The following is a 17,637-nucleotide window of genomic DNA, read 5'->3' as shown; positions in this document are numbered from 1 at the left end:
TTTGTAGTTCGTGCCCACGAACAAGCACGAGCTGCCGCTTGAGATGGTCCGCAACCGGCCGCAGCTCGTTCCCGAACTGTTGCGCAGCGTCTTCGGCCTCGATGTGCCCGACCTTGTGTCGACCACGTTGACGTCGGAGTCCTACGCCGACGTCAACCCGGCCGAGTTGAGGTGTGACGCCACCGTCCTGCTCGGGGACCCCAAGCGTCCCAGGCTTGGTGTGGTGGTGGAGTCACAGCTACGTCCACGGGATCAGAAGTCCTACAGTTGGCCCGCCTACCTCGCCTCACTGCGCCAGCGCCGTAAGTGTCCCGTGATGCTTCTCGTGCTCTGCCCGGACAAGGGCACCGCGCGGGGTTGCGCCGCCCCGATCGACATGGGTCACCCCGGCTGGGTGCTCAATCCCCTGACCGTCCACCCGGGCATGCTCCCACCGATCGTGGACCCCGGGCAGGCGCGGCTACTCCCTGAACTCGCAGTCCTCGCTGCCCCTGTTCATGCGGAGGGACCGGAGGCCAAAGCCGTCCTCGACAGCCTTACCGACGCCCTTCACTCAGTGGCCGGTGATACCCGTAAGCTCTATTATGACTACGTAACGTCGCGGTTCTCTGACGCGGCCCGCAAGCTCCTGGAGGAGACCATGTCGGTCAAAGGCTACGAATGGGAGTCGGACTTCGCTAAGAGCCACCGTGCCGAGGGCCGCGAGGAAGGCCGCGCCGAAGGCCGCGAGGAGGGCCACGCAGAAGGCCGTGAGGAGGGCCACGCAGAAGGTGAGGTCAGGGCGCTCTTGCTGGTCCTGCAGAGCCGTGGCATTGCCGTCTCTGATGAGGTCCGCGGCCGGGTAGAAGGTTGCACCGATCTCGACCAGATCGAGCGCTGGATTCGGCGTGCCTCCACCGTCGACACCGCTGCCGACCTCTTCGCCTAGACCTCCGCCTTCGGCATCCGTGGTGGCCGGACTCCCTGCTGCCGCCCGCAAACTCCTGGAGGAGCCCTGCTCCTCCGAGTCGCGACCTCGCGACCGGCCTCACGCGCCGCTCAGTCGACCAAGCCCTCACCTGGGCCGATAACCTGTGATCTCCTTGCTGCATTGCGGGTGACCGGCCCGGCAGCGAGCATCGTCCATCCTCCGTACGCCGGGACGGTGAACTTTCCGTCCTCGATCTAGGTGTGCGGGGTGGTCGGCCGAATGCGCTGGTTTGTTGTTCCGGGGCGGTACTAGCTTGCCGGGGTGGATCTTTTCTCGTGTTCTTGGGCGGCCTTGCGTGCGGCGGTCGGCGAACTGTCCGATCAGGACTGGGAACGGCCGTCCGGCTGTACCGGCTGGCTCGTGCGGGACCTGGTGTGCCATCTGATCATCGACGCCCAGGACGTCCTGATCACGCTGGTCACGCCCGCCGAGACCGAACCGACCGCGGACTCGGTCACCTACTGGGACCTGGTCGAACCCCCGACCGGCGAGGACCCGCTCGACGCGTTGATCCCCCGGCTGGCCGCAGCGTACGGCGAGCCGAGGTTGCTCAAGTTCCACTTCGACGACGTTGGGTCCGCCGCAGGGCGCGCGGCCGAACTCGCGGACCCGGGCGTTCGCGTCAGCACCCAGGACAAGGTGCTGACCGTCGGCGACTACCTGTCCGCGTACGTCCTGGAATGGACACTGCACCACCTCGACCTGATCGCGCACCTGCCCTCGGCCGCCGAACCGCCCGCCGAGACCCTCGCCGCGGCCCGCGCGGCACTGGAAAAGATCGCCGGGGCACCGATTCCGGCGGCGTTCTCAGACACGGACGCCCTGCTGGTCGGCACCGGACGTCGAGCACCGACGGACGCGGAGACCGCCGAGTTGGGCGACCTGGCCGCGAAGATCCCACTGGTTCTCGGCTGACCGAGCCACCCTGGCGGTGCCGGAAGGAACCGGACGTTCGCCGTGTTCGGTGGACGACGGGGAATAGCCGACGGTTCTTCCTGTGCTGCACCTCGCGTGGCGAACGTCGTGGATGTCGCGCGCGCCGGGGTGGACGGGTCCGCTTCGCCGGCGGCGGTGTGGGATATGTCGAGCTCACACCATGTCCGGCTGCGGGCCCGCGCGACGCTCAGCACCCCGTCGGGCTCGTGGTGGGGGCTGGTGCTGGCGGGTGAGGTCACGCTCGAGGTGGCATCGGGGGTCAGCGTTCTCGCTGAAGGCGACGCGGTCCTCGTGGACGCCCGTGTCGCCCACCGGGTCATCGCGTCGAACCGGTACGAGCATTCCGTTCTGGCCGTCGGGGATCTTCGCTTGGTCGTACCGGTCCATCGGCTGCCGAATCCGCTGATCGTTCGCGGCTTCGGCACCCGGCACAACGGCGTCGCGGAGCTCGTCGGGAAGTGCCCGCTTGAGCGCGTGTGCGAGCCCTCCCTCTTCGCCGCCAGCTACGGCAATCTGATCGGCGCGGCGATGACCGCTTCCTGGATCGAGGACCAGGGCGGCAGCGACAACGTCCGGATGGACGAGGCCGTCGCCGCCGTGGTGGCCGCGGTGACCGCCAGGCCGGGGGAGCCTTGGACCGTCGAGGGCATGGCGCGCCTGGTCCATCTGTCGCGTTCCGCGTTGGGCGAGCGGTTCCGCCGCGCGCTCGGCCGCGGACCCGCGGAGGTGCTCCGGGAGGTCCGGATGCGGGAGGCGCGCCGGCTGCTCGACGATCCCTCGCGTCCGGTGGAGTACGTCGCGTACGCCGTCGGGTACGGTTCCGCCGCCGCCTTCAGCCGGGCGTTCTCGTCCCACCATGGCATCGCGCCGCAGGCCTGGCGCGACATGTCACCCACGCGGGACGCGCAGGGCGGCGAAAACCGTCCCGGACGCTACGGCGAATCCGGTGCCGAGCAGGAACGCGGCCGTGACGCCGTGCGCGTCCAGGAGCGCGCCTCCTGACGCCGACCCAAGCGTGATCGCTACCTGGAACGCCGTGACCTGCAACGACAGGGCCGACTCGGCGCGGACGGGCTCGACGCGGGTCACCCACAACTGGGTGGCGACCGGGACCATGTTGAAGCCCAGGCCCCACACGACGACCCCCACGGCCAGCACCGGAAGGGACGTCGCGGTCACGGTGGCCAGGAGGCCGCCGCCCAGCAGCAGCGGCGCTGCGGCGGCCACCACCCGCAACCGGCCCGCGAACCGTCCGGCCGCGAGGTTGCCGGCCATTCCGCCCACGCCCCAGGCGAGCAGCAGCCATACCGTGGCGTCCGCATCGACCTCTTCGATCGCGAGCCTGATGTACGGGTAGGCGGTGAAGTTGCCGAACGCGACCAGGACCACTCCCAGCACCCCGGCCATCAGCCACTTGTTGGCGAGCGCCGACCGCAGCATGGTGAACCCGGCGGCCGGGTGCGGAGGCACCGGCGGCAGTGCCGCGGCGACGGCCAGGGCCGCGGCGGCGCTGAGGACGGCCGCGCCGGCGAACACCGAGCGCCAGCCGACCGCGTCGCCGATCAGGGACGCCAGCGGGACGCCGGCGATGGTCGCGATGGTGACGCCGAGCGCGATGGACGTTGAGACCACGCTGTCTCGTCCCGGCACGGCGTGGGTGCCCGCGCCGAACGCGAACGACCAGTATCCCGCGATGGCGATGCCGAGTACGAGGCGGCCGAGGAGCAGGACGGCGAAGCCCGGCGCGATCGCCACGGCCAGGTTCGCGACGGTGGCCGCTGCCAGGAGCCCGACGAGCACGGTGCGCCGGTCGGTCCGTGGCAGCAGCGCCGCGATGCTCGGCGCGGTGACCGCGCCCGCGATCGCGGTCGCCGCCACCGAGAGGCCGACGGTGCCCTCGCTGAGCCCGAGGTCGGCGGCCATCGCGGGCAGCACGCTGGCGGGCAGGAACTCGCTGGCCACGAGCACCGCGATCCCGCCGGCGAGCGCGACGATCGGTGACCAGTTCGAACGGGCGCCCGGCGGTGCCGATTTCTCGGGCGGCGAAGAGTCGGGGGACGGTGGTGACGACTGGGTGGCGGTCATGGGGCCAGCTTCGCCACGTCCCCGTCACCGTGGTTGATCGTGTGAAGCGTGCGATTGATCGCTCGACCGGCCTTGCCCGGTCGGCACCCCGTCCACGTCAGGCGGCGTCGGTGAACTCCACCTTGAGTTTGGCTCCGAGGGCGTGCGCGAGTCGGTCGAGGACCCCGATCGTCGGCGTCGGCCCGCCCGACTCCAATCGGGAGAGAGCGGGCTGGGTCAGACCGGCCCTTCTAGCGAGTTCCGTCTGCGTCAGCCCCAGGGCGAGACGCCGTTGCCGGACCGCATTGCCCAGTTCAAAGGCCAGGCGAGCCTCCTCGCGCCCTGCCCGCACCTCGTCGTTGTCGCGACCACTCCCCGGCACCCATCGCTCATGCGGGCCGTACTGCTGCGCCACGTCCTGAAGACCTCTCTGCCGTCTCGACGTAATACTCCATATGCATCGAACGCTATATGCATCGAACGCTATCGCGCGGCGAGAGTGAGGCGGTTGGTGAGATCAACGGGTGGGGCGGGAGGCGCGGTGGTGGCCCAGGCGTATTCCGCTCCAGACGAGGTCGGCCAGGAACAGAAGGACAGCGATGATCAGCAGGTAGAGCAGGCCCTTCACGACGAAGCCGATGATTCCCAGCACGATCGCCACCAGGAGGACGAACAGGAACAGTCTCATGGCGATCCCTCCCTTGGGCGGACTTGGCGGCCGGTCAGCGGCGTGCCAGGCGGCGTTCGTCCGGGGCCGCTTCGTAGGGCATCTCGTAGTAGTCGAAGACCGCCTGCTCGTCGACGGCGAGAAGCTCTCCGTCGGTACTGATCGCGGGAGCGTTCTTGATCTGCTTCTTGGAGTGCGCGACCCGGAGGTGCTCCGGCCCCACCGTCGACCCGGAGAGCGGTGCGAACACGAGGCGCTGCCGGGTCGGCAGGCCGGTCTTGATGGTGGCGAAGGACGGCTGGTCGGTCGCGGTGTCGACGTAGATGGCCTCCAGTTGGCCGACCTTGCTTCCGGACTCGTCGATCACTTCGCGGCCGCGCCACTGCCGAATGTCCTCGATCTCGAACATGTCACGTCCAGCCGTTGGGGTCCCGAACCCTGGTCAGGTACCTGTGCACCTACCCATCTCACCGAAGTTAACCGGTCACGGCAGTGGGACGGCGAGGTGCTCGGTCGTGTCGCCGCGCCATTCGACCAGGAAGATGCTGGCGTCGTCGGTGGTGATTTCGCCTCTTTCTCGTTTGAGCGTGTGGGAGAGTCTCCGCACCATGTGCTGCACGGTCCCGCAGGTGGGTGCGACACGCTCGATAACGTCGATCAGGCGTTCTACACCGAATTGTTCCCCGCCGGGCGTGTGCTCTTCGATAAGGCCGTCGGTGTAGGCAAGAACCCGGTCGCCGGGGCGTAGCTGCCGGGTGTTGATCTGCGGCGTCGCGCCGATGCCGACGGGCAGTGTTCCGTGCCCTTCCAGGGTCGTGTGGACGCGGTCGCCGCGGATCAGCAGCGGCGCGTGATGGCCGGCATTGACCCATCGCAGGTCACCCGTCGTGACGTTGAGGCGCATCATCTGCGCGGTCGTGAAATGGTCGGGGCCGAACTGCTCATCGATGGCCTTGTCCATGAACGCGTACAGTTCGGCCAGGCCGGAGTCGGCGCGCCTGGCGTGCCGGTAGGCGCCGATGGCCACGGTGGCCAGCACGGCGGCGTTCAGGCCGTGGCCCATCGCGTCGACCATGGCCATGTGCAGGATGTCGTCGTTGAGGGCATAGTCCATGCTGTCGCCGGCGATGTCGTAGGCCGGCTCCAGGATCCCGGCAACGGCGACCTGCGGGGTCGTCATGGTCAGCGGGGGCAGCAGTGACCACTGGATCTCCGCGGACACGGTCATCGCCTCGCGGCGCCGCGCCTGGAAGAACTGGTCGGTGAAGCGGTCCTTGGTGACGATCAGTTCGGCGACCAGGCCCGCGAGCCGCCGCAGCAGTCGGCGGTCGTCATCATCGACGTTGTCCAGGGTCAGGGACATCACCCCGATCTGGTCACTGCCGTCCAGCAGCGGCAGGAACATCTGCACGCCGCCGTCCTGCCGGTGCTCGATCACGCTCTCGGACAAGAACGCCTCCCCGGCCGGAGAGCCCTCCAAAGGCATCGGTTCACGCGAGGTGAGGCCCCAGCCGGGCAGTGACACCAACGTCAGCTGGGAATAGTCCTGCAGCAGGATCGCAACGTCCCGGCCGCCGATCCCGCGCACCTCCTCGGCCACCAGCGGAGCGATGAGCTGCGGCGGCATCTCATGCGCCCGGTCCAGCAACTGCCCCAGCAGCCGCTCACCGAACCCCTCGCTCCGATCCACCGCACCGTCGCGGCCCGCCGACTCCGCCATTCCTGCCCTGTTCCCCACCAGCGCACCGGTAACTTCGGACGCGTAAAGATCGCCCGTGCCGGGGGTAGGTCGTTCTTGTCTGGAGGGGGCGGGGCCGGGGGCCCCGTCAGGTGAAGCGGGCTAGGAGTTCGTGGCCTGGGGGGCCGTGGAAGCGTATGACGAGGATGTCGTGGACGGCGACGGGGATGGTCTTGCCCCACGAACCACGGTCGCCTTGGACGGTCATGGTGCCGAGTCCGAACTCCCGGCCGTCGCGGCTGACGAGCGAGATCCGGTAGTCGCCCGGCCGGCTCACCGCGGTCATCGTGACGAACAGCCATGCGGGCGAGCCCTGATAGGCGAACACGTACCCGGACGGTGTCGTGCTGGTTCCGTTGACGGGGACGGTGCGCAGGTACTGGCCGTTGGCGACGGCGAGCGTCTGGCGGTACTTGCCGGCGAGCTGCCGGTCGCTTTCGGTCTGCTGCCAGACCGCGCCCCCGGTCGCCCCGGCGATGAGCGCCGCTGAGGCGGCCAGCAGGACCGTGGTGCGCAGCCGGTGGGGCCGTCGCCGGTTCCGGGTGGGGGCGAGCGCGGCGGCCTCGAAACCGGCGGGCGGCTGCATTTCGGGGACGAGCTGGAGCAGTTCGTCGACGAGCGCCGTCTGCGCTTCCAGTTCGCGGTGGCATCGCCCGCATCCGGCGAGGTGGCGCAGGGCTCCGGCGCGTTCTTCCGGTGCGGCGATCCCCGCGGCGAGTTCGGGGAGGAGCTGCCGTGTCTCGGCGCAGGCGGGACGGTCAGTCATTGGTCACTCCCAGCGCCTCGCGGAGTTTGGCGAGCCCCCGGCGGAGCCGGGTCTTGGCCGTTCCCAACGGTATGTGCTCACGGTCGGCGATTTCGCCCGCGGTCAATCCGTAGAAGACCGAGAGCACGATGGGAGTGCTCTGTTCGGGCGGAAGAGCACGCAGAGCCTCGCGGAGTTCCTCGGCGTCTTCGAAGGTGGTCGGCGCGGAATCGGCCTGTTCATTGTTCGTGAGCGTGCTCAGCAGAATATGCGGATCGACCGGCCTGTCGCCGCGGAGCCGGATCGCGTCCACGGCCAGGTTCCGCGTGATCGTCAAAAGCCAGGTGATCGCCCGTCCCTTTCGGGGATCGTAGGCGCCCGCATGCCGCCAGGCGCGCAGGAATGCCTCTTGCGCGACCTCCTCGGCTATCGCCGATGATCCGACCAGTGCGAATGCCAGGCCGTAGACGCGAGCCTGGTATCGCCGGACGAAGATGGCAGCCGTCTCCGGGTCCCCTGCGGCCATGCCGGTGAGCAGGGACTCATCTGATAGTTCCCACATAAGGGATACGGATGCGAGCCCCAAAAGGGTTCACGGATGAGCGAATCTTTTCGCTCCCCTCGCCGGTATTACCTCTGACGTACAGGCGGCGAAGGGGAGAATCATGGCGATGCACCTGAAGGCGTTGGCGGCGGCGGGCCTCGCCTGCGCGGCCCTCGGGCTGAGCGCGTGCTCGGGCGCGGGGGCGTCGAGCGCGGGCGGCGAACCGACACTGGCGATCACCGCGCCCGCCCAGGGCGCGGACGTGCGGCTTCCCGTCACGCTGGAGTTCACCAGCAGCGAGGACATCGGCCCGGAGGAGTCCGGCGAGCACCACGTCCACGTCGTCATCGACGGCAGGACCAACGACTACACCGTCGTCACATCGACGACCCATCAGATCAAGGACCTGACGCCGGGACGGCATGTCATCGGCGTGACGCTCCAGCACGCCGACCATTCCCCGGCCGGCGCGAGCGCCGAGGTCAATGTGAACGTCGTCGGCGGCGGGGGAGACACGGGGGACGGCGGCGGCGAGACCGGAGGCAGCGGCGGCTATGGCTATTGAGCCCGCGGAGAAACCCGTTCGCCTCGGCACGGTCGAGCGGTACTCGCGGCCGGCGCGCTGGTTCCACGCGGGTGTCTATCTCGCGGTTCTCGTGCTGCTGGGCACCGGCTGGTGGCTGCTTCTGGGACGTGAAGGCGACCCGAGTCCGGTGTCCAGACTGCTTCGTACACCGGACACGACCGTCCACAAGTATGTCGGCTGGGCTTTGGCCGCTTTGATCGTGGTGGGCCTCGTCCTGGGAATGCGGGCGGTGCGTACGTTCGTGATGGAATCGCTGCGGTTCCGCGCAGGCGACGCGCGATGGTTCCTCACCTGGCCGTCGGCCGTGCTGACCGGGCGGTTCGCCCGGCACGACGGCCATTTCGATCCCGGCCAGCGGATGGTCAACGTCCTGCTGGTCGCCGGGCTTTTCGTCCTGGTCGGCAGTGGTGTAGGACTCGTGCTCCTGCACGGCGGCCCGACATTCGCCGTGCTGGCTCGCCTGCACAAATGGTCGACGTACTTCTGCACGGTTCTCATCGCCGGACATGTGCTCATCGCCGCCGGTGTCCTCCCGGGCTATCGCGGTGTCTGGCGGTCGATGCATCTGGGCGGACGGCTCGACGCCCGCGTGGCCGGGCGGCTCTGGCCGGGCTGGCTCGACCGCGTCCGGGACGACCGGCGGGAGCCGCGATGAGTTGCCCGCTGCGGATGGACACCGGAGCCTATGCCCTCGGCGTCCTGTCCCCGGGCGACCGGACGCGGATGGCGCTTCACCTGGAAGGCTGCCGGGCCTGCCGGTCCGATGTCGCCGAGTTCACCACGATGCTCCGAACACTTCGAAGCCTTGTCGCGCACATGAGCGGAGCCGCTGAACGTGACGATCCCGGCCGCCGGACGTGAGCCGGTGAAACGCTCGTGGCGACGCGGGCGGCCGGGGGCGCCGTCCCCGCTATGACGTGGAACGTCCGGTGATCGGAGTTGCCGACACCGGCGTGTCGGGATGGTGGCCTAGCGTGGGTTGCATGCTCAGGTCCACGCAGCCTGTGATCGGACGGGTGGAGCGTCAGCACCGGCTCATCGAGGAGCTGCGGCTCCGGAGGGGGCCGTACGTTTCGGCGGGTGAGCTGGCCGAGACGCTGGGCGTCACCACCCGGACGGTCGAACGGGACATCGCCGAACTTCAGGCCGCGGGTGTGCCCGTCCAGGCCCGGCGCGGCAGCGGTGGCGGGTACGGGCTCGACCTGCGCTCGGCGCTGCCGCCGCTCACGCTGACGCCGGGTGAGGCGGCGGCGCTGGTCGCGTCGCTCACCGCCGTCGGGCCCCGGGCGTCGGCGACGGCCCAGTCGGCGATGGGGAAGCTGCTCGACGTGATGTGCGGCCGGGAGGCGGAATGAGGGTCGGCCGGACGCAGGTGATCTCCTACCGGTTCGCCGCGCACGGGCTCGGCCCTCTGGGCCGGGCGGAGACCGTGCTGGCGACCGGCGTCCAGGACTATCCGCCTGGACGGACCGCGTCGCTCGCCTTGCGCTTGCGGGCGGGTCGGGTGCCGGACGCGGTGCTGGTTCATTCGATACGGGCCGCCCTGCACATGCACCGTCCCGCCGACCTGGCTCGGCTGGCGGCGGCGCTGCGGGTCGAGGACGGGGCCGATCTGCCGCCGCAGTCGATCGGGCCGTTCGGTGCCGGACTCGCCGAGGCGGGGGTCTCCTTCGGCGCCGCGTTGGACGAGGTCGCCGCGGCGATGCGGGCGGCGGTCGCGGACGGGCGGTCGCCGACGAAGGGTGAGCTCAGCGGGGCCGTGAGCCCGGAGGTGGACCGGCGGCTCGCGCCGTGGTGCGAGGGCTGCGGGGTGTTCCACGTCCAGGACCAGTTGTTCCGGCAGGCCACGCTTCAGGCCGGGCTCGTCGTCGAGGTCGACGCCGGGGCTGCGGGCCGGTTCCGCTACCGCCCGGCCGAGCCGTTCCCGCCGGCGGATCCGCTCGACGGCCGCGCCGAGCTGGTGCGCGGGTTCCTCGCGACGTTCGGTCCGGCGAAGCCGGCTCAGCTGGCGTCCTGGCTCGGCGTCACGCCGGGGGCCGCGCGCGGCTGGTGGAAGCTCGTCGAGGACGAGCTGCGACCCGTCGAGGTGGAGGGCGCCAAGTGCTGGGCGCATGCCGGGCAGATCGAGGCGCTGGAGGCGGCGGCCGATCCGAGTGGTGTTCGTCTGCTGCCGCCGTACGATCCGCTCACCGAGCTGGGCGACCGGCATCTTCTCGTGCCCGATCCGGCCAGGCGCAAGGCGGTGTGGCGGCCCGCGGCCGATCCGGGGATCATGCTGGTCGACGGCGAGATCGCCGGGGTGTGGCGGCAACGGCGGAAACGTGACCGGCTCGCGTTGAGGGTCGAGCCGTTCGGTGCGCTGGACGCCCGGCGACGCGAGGCGGCGGAGTCCGATGCCGCGACGATCGCGGACTGTGCCGGCGCCTCCGGATTCGACCTGGAGTTCGACTGACGCGGCGGCCGGGTCAGGGGCCGAGGGCCTTGTGCTCGTCGGCGCGCTCGTCGGCGGGTGTGCGGGCCAGGTCTTGTGGGTGGGCAAGGTCGTGCCTGAAGCGGCGGTTGAGGGCGATGCGCAGGCGTCCGAGGCGGGTGCGGGTTACGGGCGGGTCGACCCCGTCTGTTTCGGGACGTTCCAGGGCGACGGCGGCGGGTGGACGGTCGTCGGTCACGGGGGCCAGGCGTTCCTCGTCGAGGGGCCGTTCGACCTCGAGGTACTCGCCGCTCGGGAGGCGGCGGATCACGCCTGTCTCCAGGCCGTGGTGGACCAGGGCGCGGTCGCGGTGCTGGAGGCCGAGGCAGATGAGGTACGCGATGACGAACGCGGCGAGCGGGCCAAGGACGATCGCGCCGCGGAAGAACCAGGTCGTCCAGAAGAGGGGGATCTCGAACGTCTCGGCGATCACGTCGTTGCCGCCGGCCGCCCACAGGACGCCGTAGAAGGCGACGCCGCCCGCGCCGACGGCGGTCCGGGCGGGGACGTCGCGGGGACGGTCGAGGAGGTGGTGGACGCGGCGGTCGCCGGTGACCCAGCGTTCGAGGAACGGGTAGGCGGCGAGGCCGGTGAACAGGAGGCCGGGGACGACGAGGGCCGGGACGAGGACGCTCATCGGGACGGTGTGGCCCCAGGCGTTGATCTCCCAGGCGGGCATGATGCGGAGGGAGCCCTCCAGCCAGCCCATGTACCAGTCGGGCTGGGAGCCGGAGCTGATCGCGCCCGGGTCGTAGGGGCCGAACAGCCAGACGGGGTTGATCTGGAAGATCGTCGCCAGCAGGGCCGTGACGCCGAACACCCAGAGGAAGAACGCGGTGGTCTTGGCGATGAAGACGGGGAAGAACCGGTAGCCGCGGACGGTCGTGTTCGAGCTGCCCTTGCCGGGGAATTGCGTGTGGGTCTGCCGCCAGGTGAGGACGATGGCGTGCAGGGGGATCAGGGCGAGCAGGATGCCCGGGATCAGCAGGACGTGGATGACGTAGAGCCGCGGGATGATCACGGTTCCGGGGAACTCGCCGCCGAACAGGAACATCAGGACGTAGGACCCGACGAGCGGGATCGAGGCGATGACGCCTTCGAGGATGCGCAGGCCGGTACCGGAGAGCAGGTCGTCCGGCAGGGAGTAGCCGAACAGGCCGTTCACCATGACCAGCATGAACAGGACGATCCCGATCAGCCAGTTGAGCTCGCGGGGTTTCCGGAACGCTCCGGTGAAGAAGTTGCGGAGCATGTGGACGAGGATCGCCGCCATGAAGATGATCGTCGACCAGTGGTGGATCTGCCGCATGAGCAGCCCGCCGCGCACGTCGAAGCTGATGTGCAGCGTCGACGCGTACGCCTCGCTCATCCGGACGCCCTGCAGCGGCTCGTAGGAGCCGCCGTAGACGACCTCCTTCATGCTCGGGACGAAGAACAGGGTCAGAAAGACGCCCGTCAGCAGGATGACGAAGAACGAGTACATGGCGATCTCGCCGAGCAGGAAGCTCCAGTGGTCGGGGAACGCCTTGCGCAGCGCCTTCCGCATGAACGGCGCCGCGCCGAACCGGTCGTCGGCCGCTCCGCCCGCGGCGCCCAGGGCCTTCGGAGGCGGGGGCAGGGCCTTCGGGGGCGGGGGCAGGGCCTTCGGAGGGGTCCCCAGGGGCTTCGGGGGCGTGCCGGGGGTTCGAGGAGGCACGCGGTCGCCATGGCTCGCCGGCACGTGATCACCTCACGCTTCGCTCGCTGTGCCACCACTGTCGCACCGGGCGGGCGAACCGGCCAGAGTTCTCCGTCCTGTTGACTCCTTGTAACGAACCCGGCCGAATTCGGTCGAATATCGACCTACACTTTGCTCCCGGGCCCGCCACGGGTCATGATTTGCCTCACACAAGAACCATAAGTAATTAATTACCCCGTGTGTACGGCGCGCAACGCAGGGGGACGAGAGCTGGGAGGTTCTGTGGCGGACGTTGGTTCGACCACGAACGGGCGCCTGTGGCCGGATCTGCCGAGGGAACTGGCAGATCACATGCGGCCGCACCTCGACGAGGTGGCGGACGACATGATCCAGGAAATCCAGACGCGCGTCAGGGAGTACGACCGGCCGGGAGACGGCTCCTACTCGGGGACACTGCGGCTCGCCGTCGAGCGCGTGCTCCACTACTTCGTGGACCGGGTGGCCGACCCCGGCCACGACTCCGCACCCGTGGTGGACTTCTTCCGCGCCATCGGACGGGGCGAGGCCGGGGAGGGACGCAGCCTCGACGCCATGCAGAGCGCGATGCGGGTCGGCGGCATGATCGCCTGGCGGCGGCTCACCGAGGGCGCCGACGCCCTGGACGTCTCACCGCGCACCCTCGGCGCCGTCGGCGAAGTGCTGATGGAGTTCCAGAACGAGCTGGCGCACGCCGCCGCCGAAGGGTTCTCCCAGGCCAAGGCCGCCGTCGCCGGTGAGATGCAGCGCCGCCGCAAGCGCCTGCTCGACCTGCTGTTCGCCGACCCGCCCGCCGCCCAGGAGGCCATCGCCGACCTCGCCGCCGCCGCGCACTGGCCCGTCCCCCGGACGGTCGCCGCGGTCGCGCTCGGCCGGCACCATCAGGGCACCCGGCAGCCCGCCTTCCCGCCCGACGTCCTCGCCGACCTCACCCGCCGCACCCCCAGCCTGATCATCCCCGACCCGGACGGCCCCGGACGCGCCAAGCTCGTCGACCGCGCCCTGTCCGGGACGCTCGCCGTCGTCGGCCCGACCGTCCCGCTGATGGAGGCGGCGCGTTCGATCCAGTGGGCCCGCAAGACGCTCTGCCTCGTCCAGCGCGGCGTGATCGAGGCGGAGAGCGGCGTGATCCGCAGCGTGGAGCACATGTCCACGCTGATCCTGTTCCAGGACGAGGGGCTCATCACGTCGCTGGCCGATCTGCGCCTCGCACCGCTGGCGCACCTGCGGCCCAGCCAGCAGGACCGGCTGGCCGAGACGCTGCTGGCGTGGCTGCAGTCGGGCCGCAACGCCAACGAGGTCGCGATGCGGCTGCACGTCCACCCGCAGACCGTCCGGTACCGGCTGCGTCAGCTGGAGGAGCTGTTCGGCGACCAGCTTCTCGACCCGGACCTGCGGTTCGACCTGGAGATCGTGCTGCGCGCCCGCGCGCTGCTGGCCGACAACGCCGGCGAGCGCATGATCCAGCCGCCCCGCGAGGCCGTCGGCGACTCCGGCGAGGTGGTCACCTTCCGCCGGACCTGACCCGGTCGACCCGTTCCGGGCCACTCTCGGATAATCGCATCCTTAGCCTGCGAACCGCGAAGAGGTCCGGTAATCTCCCGGTGTCCGTCCGTGAGCCTGGAAGGCACGAACCGGCTTGCCGGGGATACGGTTCAGATGGCGTTGATCGGGTGGATGTCGCTGGGCTCGCCCCAGCGTGGGGCCCTGTCAACGTTCCCGCACCGCAAACCTGTGGTGGATGCGCCTTCGCCACCGCTGCCAGCCGTGAGCGAAGAGCGTAAATCGGTGGAGACGATCGAGCCAACGAGCTCGGTTGTCCACGGCCGAGGAGTTGACGAGCTGGTAGTCCGATCATGGATCGCACGGACTCCCCCGGTCGGCCTATGGTGGACCTGCCGTAGGCCGACCGAGCACCCCGCATCGCGTTCGCCATATCCCAAGGACGCTGAGGGGTGTGAGTCAACGCATCGACCCGGAGCAGGATCTGGTATGCCCCGACCCCCCACGAAGGCACAGGCGATCAGCAACGCGCTGGCCGCCCGGATCGTCGAGGGCGAGCTCGATCCGGGCGCGTGGCTGCCGCCCGAGCGGGAGCTGGCGCGCGAGTACGAGGCCGACCGCTCGACTGTCCGGCGGGCACTGCAGATGCTGGCCGAACAGGGACTCGTCCAGCCGCGTCCCGGCGCGGGAACCCAGGTCCGGACGGCGCAGCGGGTGCGGCGCGCGGCGGCCGACATCACCCGGCAGGACGGCGCGTGGCGCGGGTTCCACGTCTCGGCGCGGAAGGGCGGCCGCACGCCGTTCACCCGGACGACGGTCAGCGAGGTCGAAGCCGGCGAGCGGCTCGCGCCACGGCTGGACGTGCCGCCCGGGACGCGCGTCCTGGAGCGCGCCCGCGTCCAGGGGGTGGAAGGGGAACCGCCCGTCCAGACGGCGACGACCTGGGTGATTCCCGAGATCGTCGAGCGGATCCCGGTGCTGCGGCAGGTCGACACCGGTCCGGGCGGCATCTACTCGCGGCTGGAGGAGACCGGCCACCGCATCACGTTCGAGGAGTCGGTGACGTGCCGGCTGCCGTGCGCGGACGAGCAGGAGACGCTGGAGATCGGCCCCGACCAGCCCGTCCTCACGCTGTGGCGCCGCGCGTACGACCAGGATGGCCGCGTCGTCGAGGTCACCCACCGGGTGGTGGTCGGCGACCGGCACGAACTCGTCTACCGCTACGGTTCGGGAGCCTGAGCATGGATGACACCGGAAAGCCCGGCGAGGCCGGTCGGCCCGGCGAGCCCGCGGTCCGCCAGGTCGGCACGCGGGTCGTCTACGAGAACCCCTGGATGGTCGTCCGGGAGGACGAGGTCGAGCGGCTGGACGGCTCGCGCGGCATCTACGGGGTCGTGGACAAACCCGACTTCGTCCTCGTCATCCCCGTCGAAGGGGACGGGTTCCATCTCGTCGAGGAGTACCGGTACCCGATCGGGAAGCGCACCTGGAACTTCCCGCAGGGCTCCCTCCCCGGCCGGGAGGACGCCGACCCGGAGGAACTGGCCCGCCTGGAACTCGCGCAGGAGACCGGGCTCCGCGCCGGGACGCTGAAGCACCTCGGCCACCTGCACTGCTCCCACGGGACGAGCGGCCAGGGCTTCAACATCTTCGTCGCGTCCGACCTCCGCGCCGGGGAGACCGACCGGGAGCCCGAGGAGCAGGACATGCGGCAGAAATGGTTCTCCAGGGACGAGTTCACGGCGCTGGTGCGGGAGGGCCGGATCACCGACGACTCGACCCTCGCCGCGTTCGCCCTGCTCACCATGGACGACCAGCTCACCGCGGACGACCAGCTCACCGCGGGCGACCGGGTCAATCGGAACGGTACGAGCTAGCGCAGTTCGCGGAGTCGTCCACGGGACGGTGCTTCAGGATCTCGCGGGCCCTGCTCCGCGCGTAGTTCGCGCCCATGGCCGGCTCGTCGTCCTTCAGGTCGAAGGCGATGGCGCGCAGCGCGCAGGACCGCTGCGGCTCGGGCAGCCGGTCCAGCGCCGGGACGGCGTCGGCGGACAGGCCCCGCAGGTAGTCGACGTCGACCTTGCCGGTGTCCTCGTAGCGGTCGACGTTGTGCCCGGCGATGAACCCGTCCGGGTTGATCGACACCAGCGCGATCATCGCGACGGCGCCGCCGGCCGCGACCGCCCGCGGCAGCCACGCGAGGCGTCCCTTCACGACGCCCGCGACCGCGACCAGCACCACCACGCCGCCGAGCCAGAACTCGAACGCGTGCACCCACAGCCGCAGCCGCGTCCAGCCGAAGGTCTCCTCGTACAGGTAGAGGCGCCGCAGCGCGACGGCGACGACGACGAGGGTCAGCGCGCACAGCAGCCCGAGCAGGCCCCGGACGGTGACGCGGTCGCCCCGCCCGCCCGACGGCGCGTACCGCATCGCGACGGCGATGACCGCGAGGACGAGGACCGTCACGACGACGAGCTGGAAGAAGCCCTGCCGTGCGTACTCGGCGTAGGTGAGGCCGGTGGACTCGAGCAGCTTGTCCTTGTCGTCGGCGAGGAAGACGCCGGCCTGGATCGCGCAGAACGCCAGGAACAGCAGGTCAAGCGCGGCGATCGGCACGGCCCACGACCAGCGTCCGGCCGGGGTGGCGGGCTCGGGGTTCAGCATCCGCAGCGGCGGCGGCGCCTGCCCGAGGTACGCGGCGGCGCAGGTCAGCACCAGCGTCGCGGTACCCGCGAACGCGTACAGGAAGACGGAGACCGCCGAGATCTCGGGGACGAGACCGGAGGCGAGGCTGCCGAACGCCGCGTCCGCCCCCATGAACAGGCCGCCGAACACCGCGAGCAGCACGACCACGATCAGGCCCGTCCGGATGACCGGCCAGGCGTTGCCCCGGCTCGGTGACGCCGCCCGGTACGCGCCGCGTCCCGCCCACGGCAGCATGTAGCCGACCGCCGGCACGACCGCGAGCCCCCCGCCGAGGACCTCCGCCCAGGACCGTCCGCCGCACGCCGCGTACGAGCCGGCGGCGACGGCGAGCAGCAACGCCGGCAGGACGATCCAGTCCGCGTCCCGGACCGCCGCGCTCGCCGACAGCAGCACCGCGAGCACCAGGAACACGACCCCGGTCCGGTTGAACCACGACCCCCGCTTACCGGGCCCGCTCCGGACGAGACGCCCCGCCGACCAGGCCGACGCCCCGGTCACATACGCGACGGCCGTGGCGGTGACGAGGATCCCCACACCGAGATGCCCGCCGGGCAGCGCCGGTCCGACCGTGACCGCACCGATGAGCCCGGCGATGGCCGCACCCGCCGCGAGCGCGGGCGACATCGGAAGCGCGGGACGCTTCCAGGCCGCGATGGCCCGATCCAGCTTCGTCGGCGTGTAGGCGATCGGAGGCGCCAGCGGATACCCCCGGACACCATGAGGCGCCGAGTAGGGCGGCTGCCCATAACCCGCCGGATACTGCGCACCCCCATAAGGCCCATGCCCCGGCACACCCCCCACAGGCTCGGCACCCACCCCCTCGGACATCCGGGGAGGGGCCGCCTGCCCCACCGAGCCGGTCGGCTCGGCCCACCCAGCCCCTGGCTTCACCCCAGCAGAGACCCCAGCCGCCACTGTCCCTTCGCCACCCGCCCCACCGGCCACGCCACCCTTGTCCGCGGGAAAAGCGGCTGACTTGGTAGTGGCGCCAGCC

General features: G+C 70.4%; 20 protein-coding genes. 11 read left to right on the top strand and 9 right to left on the bottom strand.

Going from position 1 to position 17,637, the window contains the following annotated elements; genetic code table 11:
• Positions 1-10 precede the first annotated feature (10 nt).
• The 3 genes from AB0C35_RS16875 to AB0C35_RS16865 all read left to right on the top strand — a co-directional run bounded on the left by AB0C35_RS16875 (position 11) and on the right by AB0C35_RS16865 (position 2,908).
• Positions 11-928 carry a hypothetical protein gene (locus tag AB0C35_RS16875; RefSeq protein ID WP_358456164.1) on the top strand — a complete coding sequence of 306 codons (918 nt, stop codon included), beginning with the start codon at positions 11-13 and terminating at the stop codon, positions 926-928.
• 303 nt (positions 929-1,231) lie between these two features.
• Positions 1,232-1,885 carry a maleylpyruvate isomerase N-terminal domain-containing protein gene (locus tag AB0C35_RS16870; protein ID WP_358456162.1) on the top strand — a complete coding sequence of 218 codons (654 nt, stop codon included), beginning with the start codon at positions 1,232-1,234 and terminating at the stop codon, positions 1,883-1,885.
• A 165-nt stretch (positions 1,886-2,050) separates the two neighbouring features.
• Complete coding sequence (locus AB0C35_RS16865) at positions 2,051-2,908, top strand: AraC family transcriptional regulator (RefSeq protein WP_358456160.1); 858 nt, start codon at positions 2,051-2,053, stop codon at positions 2,906-2,908.
• On the opposite strand, the gene AB0C35_RS16860 is transcribed toward AB0C35_RS16865, so the two are convergent.
• From AB0C35_RS16860 to AB0C35_RS16830, 7 genes are all read right to left on the bottom strand, one after another.
• On the bottom strand, positions 2,795-3,991 hold the full coding sequence (locus AB0C35_RS16860) for an MFS transporter (protein WP_358456157.1): 1,197 nt from the start codon (positions 3,989-3,991) through the stop codon (positions 2,795-2,797). The genes AB0C35_RS16865 and AB0C35_RS16860 overlap by 114 nt on opposite strands.
• Before the next feature lie 97 nt (positions 3,992-4,088).
• Entirely contained in the window at positions 4,089-4,385 is a 297-nt protein-coding gene (locus AB0C35_RS16855) for a helix-turn-helix transcriptional regulator (RefSeq protein ID WP_358456154.1), read from the bottom strand.
• A gap of 102 nt (positions 4,386-4,487) precedes the next feature.
• A complete protein-coding gene (locus tag AB0C35_RS16850) occupies positions 4,488-4,658 on the bottom strand; it encodes a hypothetical protein (RefSeq protein ID WP_358456152.1) in 171 nt (56 codons plus the stop codon).
• Positions 4,659-4,692: 34 nt separating this feature from the next.
• Positions 4,693-5,046 (bottom strand): PRC-barrel domain-containing protein, encoded by a 354-nt coding sequence (locus tag AB0C35_RS16845; protein ID WP_358456149.1) that lies wholly within the window; start codon positions 5,044-5,046, stop codon positions 4,693-4,695.
• Between the two features lie 75 nt (positions 5,047-5,121).
• Positions 5,122-6,357 carry a PP2C family protein-serine/threonine phosphatase gene (locus tag AB0C35_RS16840; protein WP_358456146.1) on the bottom strand — a complete coding sequence of 412 codons (1,236 nt, stop codon included), beginning with the start codon at positions 6,355-6,357 and terminating at the stop codon, positions 5,122-5,124.
• Positions 6,358-6,463: 106 nt separating this feature from the next.
• Positions 6,464-7,141, bottom strand: coding sequence for a zf-HC2 domain-containing protein (locus tag AB0C35_RS16835; RefSeq protein WP_358456143.1), 678 nt, complete (start codon positions 7,139-7,141; stop codon positions 6,464-6,466).
• Positions 7,134-7,646: a sigma-70 family RNA polymerase sigma factor gene (locus AB0C35_RS16830; RefSeq protein WP_358456140.1), complete on the bottom strand. Its 513-nt coding sequence runs from the start codon at positions 7,644-7,646 to the stop codon at positions 7,134-7,136. Before AB0C35_RS16830 ends, AB0C35_RS16835 begins: the two co-directional genes overlap by 8 nt.
• Before the next feature lie 139 nt (positions 7,647-7,785).
• Between AB0C35_RS16830 and AB0C35_RS16825 the strand changes: the two genes are divergently transcribed.
• From AB0C35_RS16825 to AB0C35_RS16805, 5 genes are all read left to right on the top strand, one after another.
• On the top strand, positions 7,786-8,229 hold the full coding sequence (locus AB0C35_RS16825; protein WP_358456138.1) for a hypothetical protein: 444 nt from the start codon (positions 7,786-7,788) through the stop codon (positions 8,227-8,229).
• Positions 8,219-8,905: a cytochrome b/b6 domain-containing protein gene (locus tag AB0C35_RS16820; protein ID WP_358456136.1), complete on the top strand. Its 687-nt coding sequence runs from the start codon at positions 8,219-8,221 to the stop codon at positions 8,903-8,905. The genes AB0C35_RS16825 and AB0C35_RS16820 overlap by 11 nt, the downstream gene beginning before the upstream one ends.
• Positions 8,902-9,111 (top strand): zf-HC2 domain-containing protein, encoded by a 210-nt coding sequence (locus AB0C35_RS16815; RefSeq protein WP_358456133.1) that lies wholly within the window; start codon positions 8,902-8,904, stop codon positions 9,109-9,111. Before AB0C35_RS16820 ends, AB0C35_RS16815 begins: the two co-directional genes overlap by 4 nt.
• Positions 9,112-9,233: 122 nt before the next feature.
• Positions 9,234-9,605, top strand: coding sequence for an HTH domain-containing protein (locus AB0C35_RS16810; protein WP_358456131.1), 372 nt, complete (start codon positions 9,234-9,236; stop codon positions 9,603-9,605).
• Positions 9,602-10,702: a crosslink repair DNA glycosylase YcaQ family protein gene (locus AB0C35_RS16805; protein ID WP_358456128.1), complete on the top strand. Its 1,101-nt coding sequence runs from the start codon at positions 9,602-9,604 to the stop codon at positions 10,700-10,702. The genes AB0C35_RS16810 and AB0C35_RS16805 overlap by 4 nt, the downstream gene beginning before the upstream one ends.
• Positions 10,703-10,715: 13 nt before the next feature.
• On the opposite strand, the gene AB0C35_RS16800 is transcribed toward AB0C35_RS16805, so the two are convergent.
• The gene (locus AB0C35_RS16800) at positions 10,716-12,317 is read right to left on the bottom strand and encodes a ubiquinol-cytochrome c reductase cytochrome b subunit (RefSeq protein ID WP_358456289.1); all 1,602 of its coding nucleotides are present in this window, start codon (positions 12,315-12,317) and stop codon (positions 10,716-10,718) included.
• 363 nt (positions 12,318-12,680) lie between these two features.
• Between AB0C35_RS16800 and AB0C35_RS16795 the strand changes: the two genes are divergently transcribed.
• From AB0C35_RS16795 to AB0C35_RS16785, 3 genes are all read left to right on the top strand, one after another.
• Complete coding sequence (locus tag AB0C35_RS16795) at positions 12,681-13,958, top strand: helix-turn-helix domain-containing protein (protein ID WP_358456125.1); 1,278 nt, start codon at positions 12,681-12,683, stop codon at positions 13,956-13,958.
• A gap of 468 nt (positions 13,959-14,426) precedes the next feature.
• A complete protein-coding gene (locus tag AB0C35_RS16790; RefSeq protein ID WP_358456123.1) occupies positions 14,427-15,176 on the top strand; it encodes a GntR family transcriptional regulator in 750 nt (249 codons plus the stop codon).
• 2 nt (positions 15,177-15,178) lie between these two features.
• Positions 15,179-15,814: an NUDIX hydrolase gene (locus tag AB0C35_RS16785; RefSeq protein ID WP_358456121.1), complete on the top strand. Its 636-nt coding sequence runs from the start codon at positions 15,179-15,181 to the stop codon at positions 15,812-15,814.
• On the opposite strand, the gene AB0C35_RS16780 is transcribed toward AB0C35_RS16785, so the two are convergent.
• Entirely contained in the window at positions 15,792-17,267 is a 1,476-nt protein-coding gene (locus AB0C35_RS16780; RefSeq protein ID WP_358456119.1) for a DUF4173 domain-containing protein, read from the bottom strand. The genes AB0C35_RS16785 and AB0C35_RS16780 overlap by 23 nt on opposite strands.
• Positions 17,268-17,637: the final 370 nt, after the last annotated feature.

The organism is Spirillospora sp. NPDC048819 (genome assembly GCF_040650055.1).
GTDB lineage: Bacteria > Actinomycetota > Actinomycetes > Streptosporangiales > Streptosporangiaceae > Spirillospora.
The sequence above is the reverse complement of the archived record's forward strand: the minus strand, read 5'-3'. Positions and strand labels throughout refer to the sequence as shown.

Excerpts from the sequence above, each read along its gene's own strand:
- AB0C35_RS16865 (WP_358456160.1), top strand. The coding sequence starts at position 2,051 with ATGTCGAGCTCACACCATGTCCGGCTGCGGGCCCGCGCGACGCTCAGC.
- AB0C35_RS16860 (WP_358456157.1), bottom strand. The coding sequence starts at position 3,991 with ATGACCGCCACCCAGTCGTCACCACCGTCCCCCGACTCTTCGCCGCCC.
- AB0C35_RS16850 (WP_358456152.1), bottom strand. The coding sequence starts at position 4,658 with ATGAGACTGTTCCTGTTCGTCCTCCTGGTGGCGATCGTGCTGGGAATC.
- AB0C35_RS16845 (WP_358456149.1), bottom strand. The coding sequence starts at position 5,046 with ATGTTCGAGATCGAGGACATTCGGCAGTGGCGCGGCCGCGAAGTGATC.
- AB0C35_RS16840 (WP_358456146.1), bottom strand. The coding sequence starts at position 6,357 with ATGGCGGAGTCGGCGGGCCGCGACGGTGCGGTGGATCGGAGCGAGGGG.
- AB0C35_RS16835 (WP_358456143.1), bottom strand. The coding sequence starts at position 7,141 with ATGACTGACCGTCCCGCCTGCGCCGAGACACGGCAGCTCCTCCCCGAA.
- AB0C35_RS16830 (WP_358456140.1), bottom strand. The coding sequence starts at position 7,646 with ATGGCCGCAGGGGACCCGGAGACGGCTGCCATCTTCGTCCGGCGATAC.
- AB0C35_RS16825 (WP_358456138.1), top strand. The coding sequence starts at position 7,786 with ATGGCGATGCACCTGAAGGCGTTGGCGGCGGCGGGCCTCGCCTGCGCG.
- AB0C35_RS16820 (WP_358456136.1), top strand. The coding sequence starts at position 8,219 with ATGGCTATTGAGCCCGCGGAGAAACCCGTTCGCCTCGGCACGGTCGAG.
- AB0C35_RS16815 (WP_358456133.1), top strand. The coding sequence starts at position 8,902 with ATGAGTTGCCCGCTGCGGATGGACACCGGAGCCTATGCCCTCGGCGTC.
- AB0C35_RS16810 (WP_358456131.1), top strand. The coding sequence starts at position 9,234 with ATGCTCAGGTCCACGCAGCCTGTGATCGGACGGGTGGAGCGTCAGCAC.
- AB0C35_RS16805 (WP_358456128.1), top strand. The coding sequence starts at position 9,602 with ATGAGGGTCGGCCGGACGCAGGTGATCTCCTACCGGTTCGCCGCGCAC.
- AB0C35_RS16790 (WP_358456123.1), top strand. The coding sequence starts at position 14,427 with ATGCCCCGACCCCCCACGAAGGCACAGGCGATCAGCAACGCGCTGGCC.
- AB0C35_RS16785 (WP_358456121.1), top strand. The coding sequence starts at position 15,179 with ATGGATGACACCGGAAAGCCCGGCGAGGCCGGTCGGCCCGGCGAGCCC.
- AB0C35_RS16780 (WP_358456119.1), bottom strand. The coding sequence starts at position 17,267 with ATGTCGCCCGCGCTCGCGGCGGGTGCGGCCATCGCCGGGCTCATCGGT.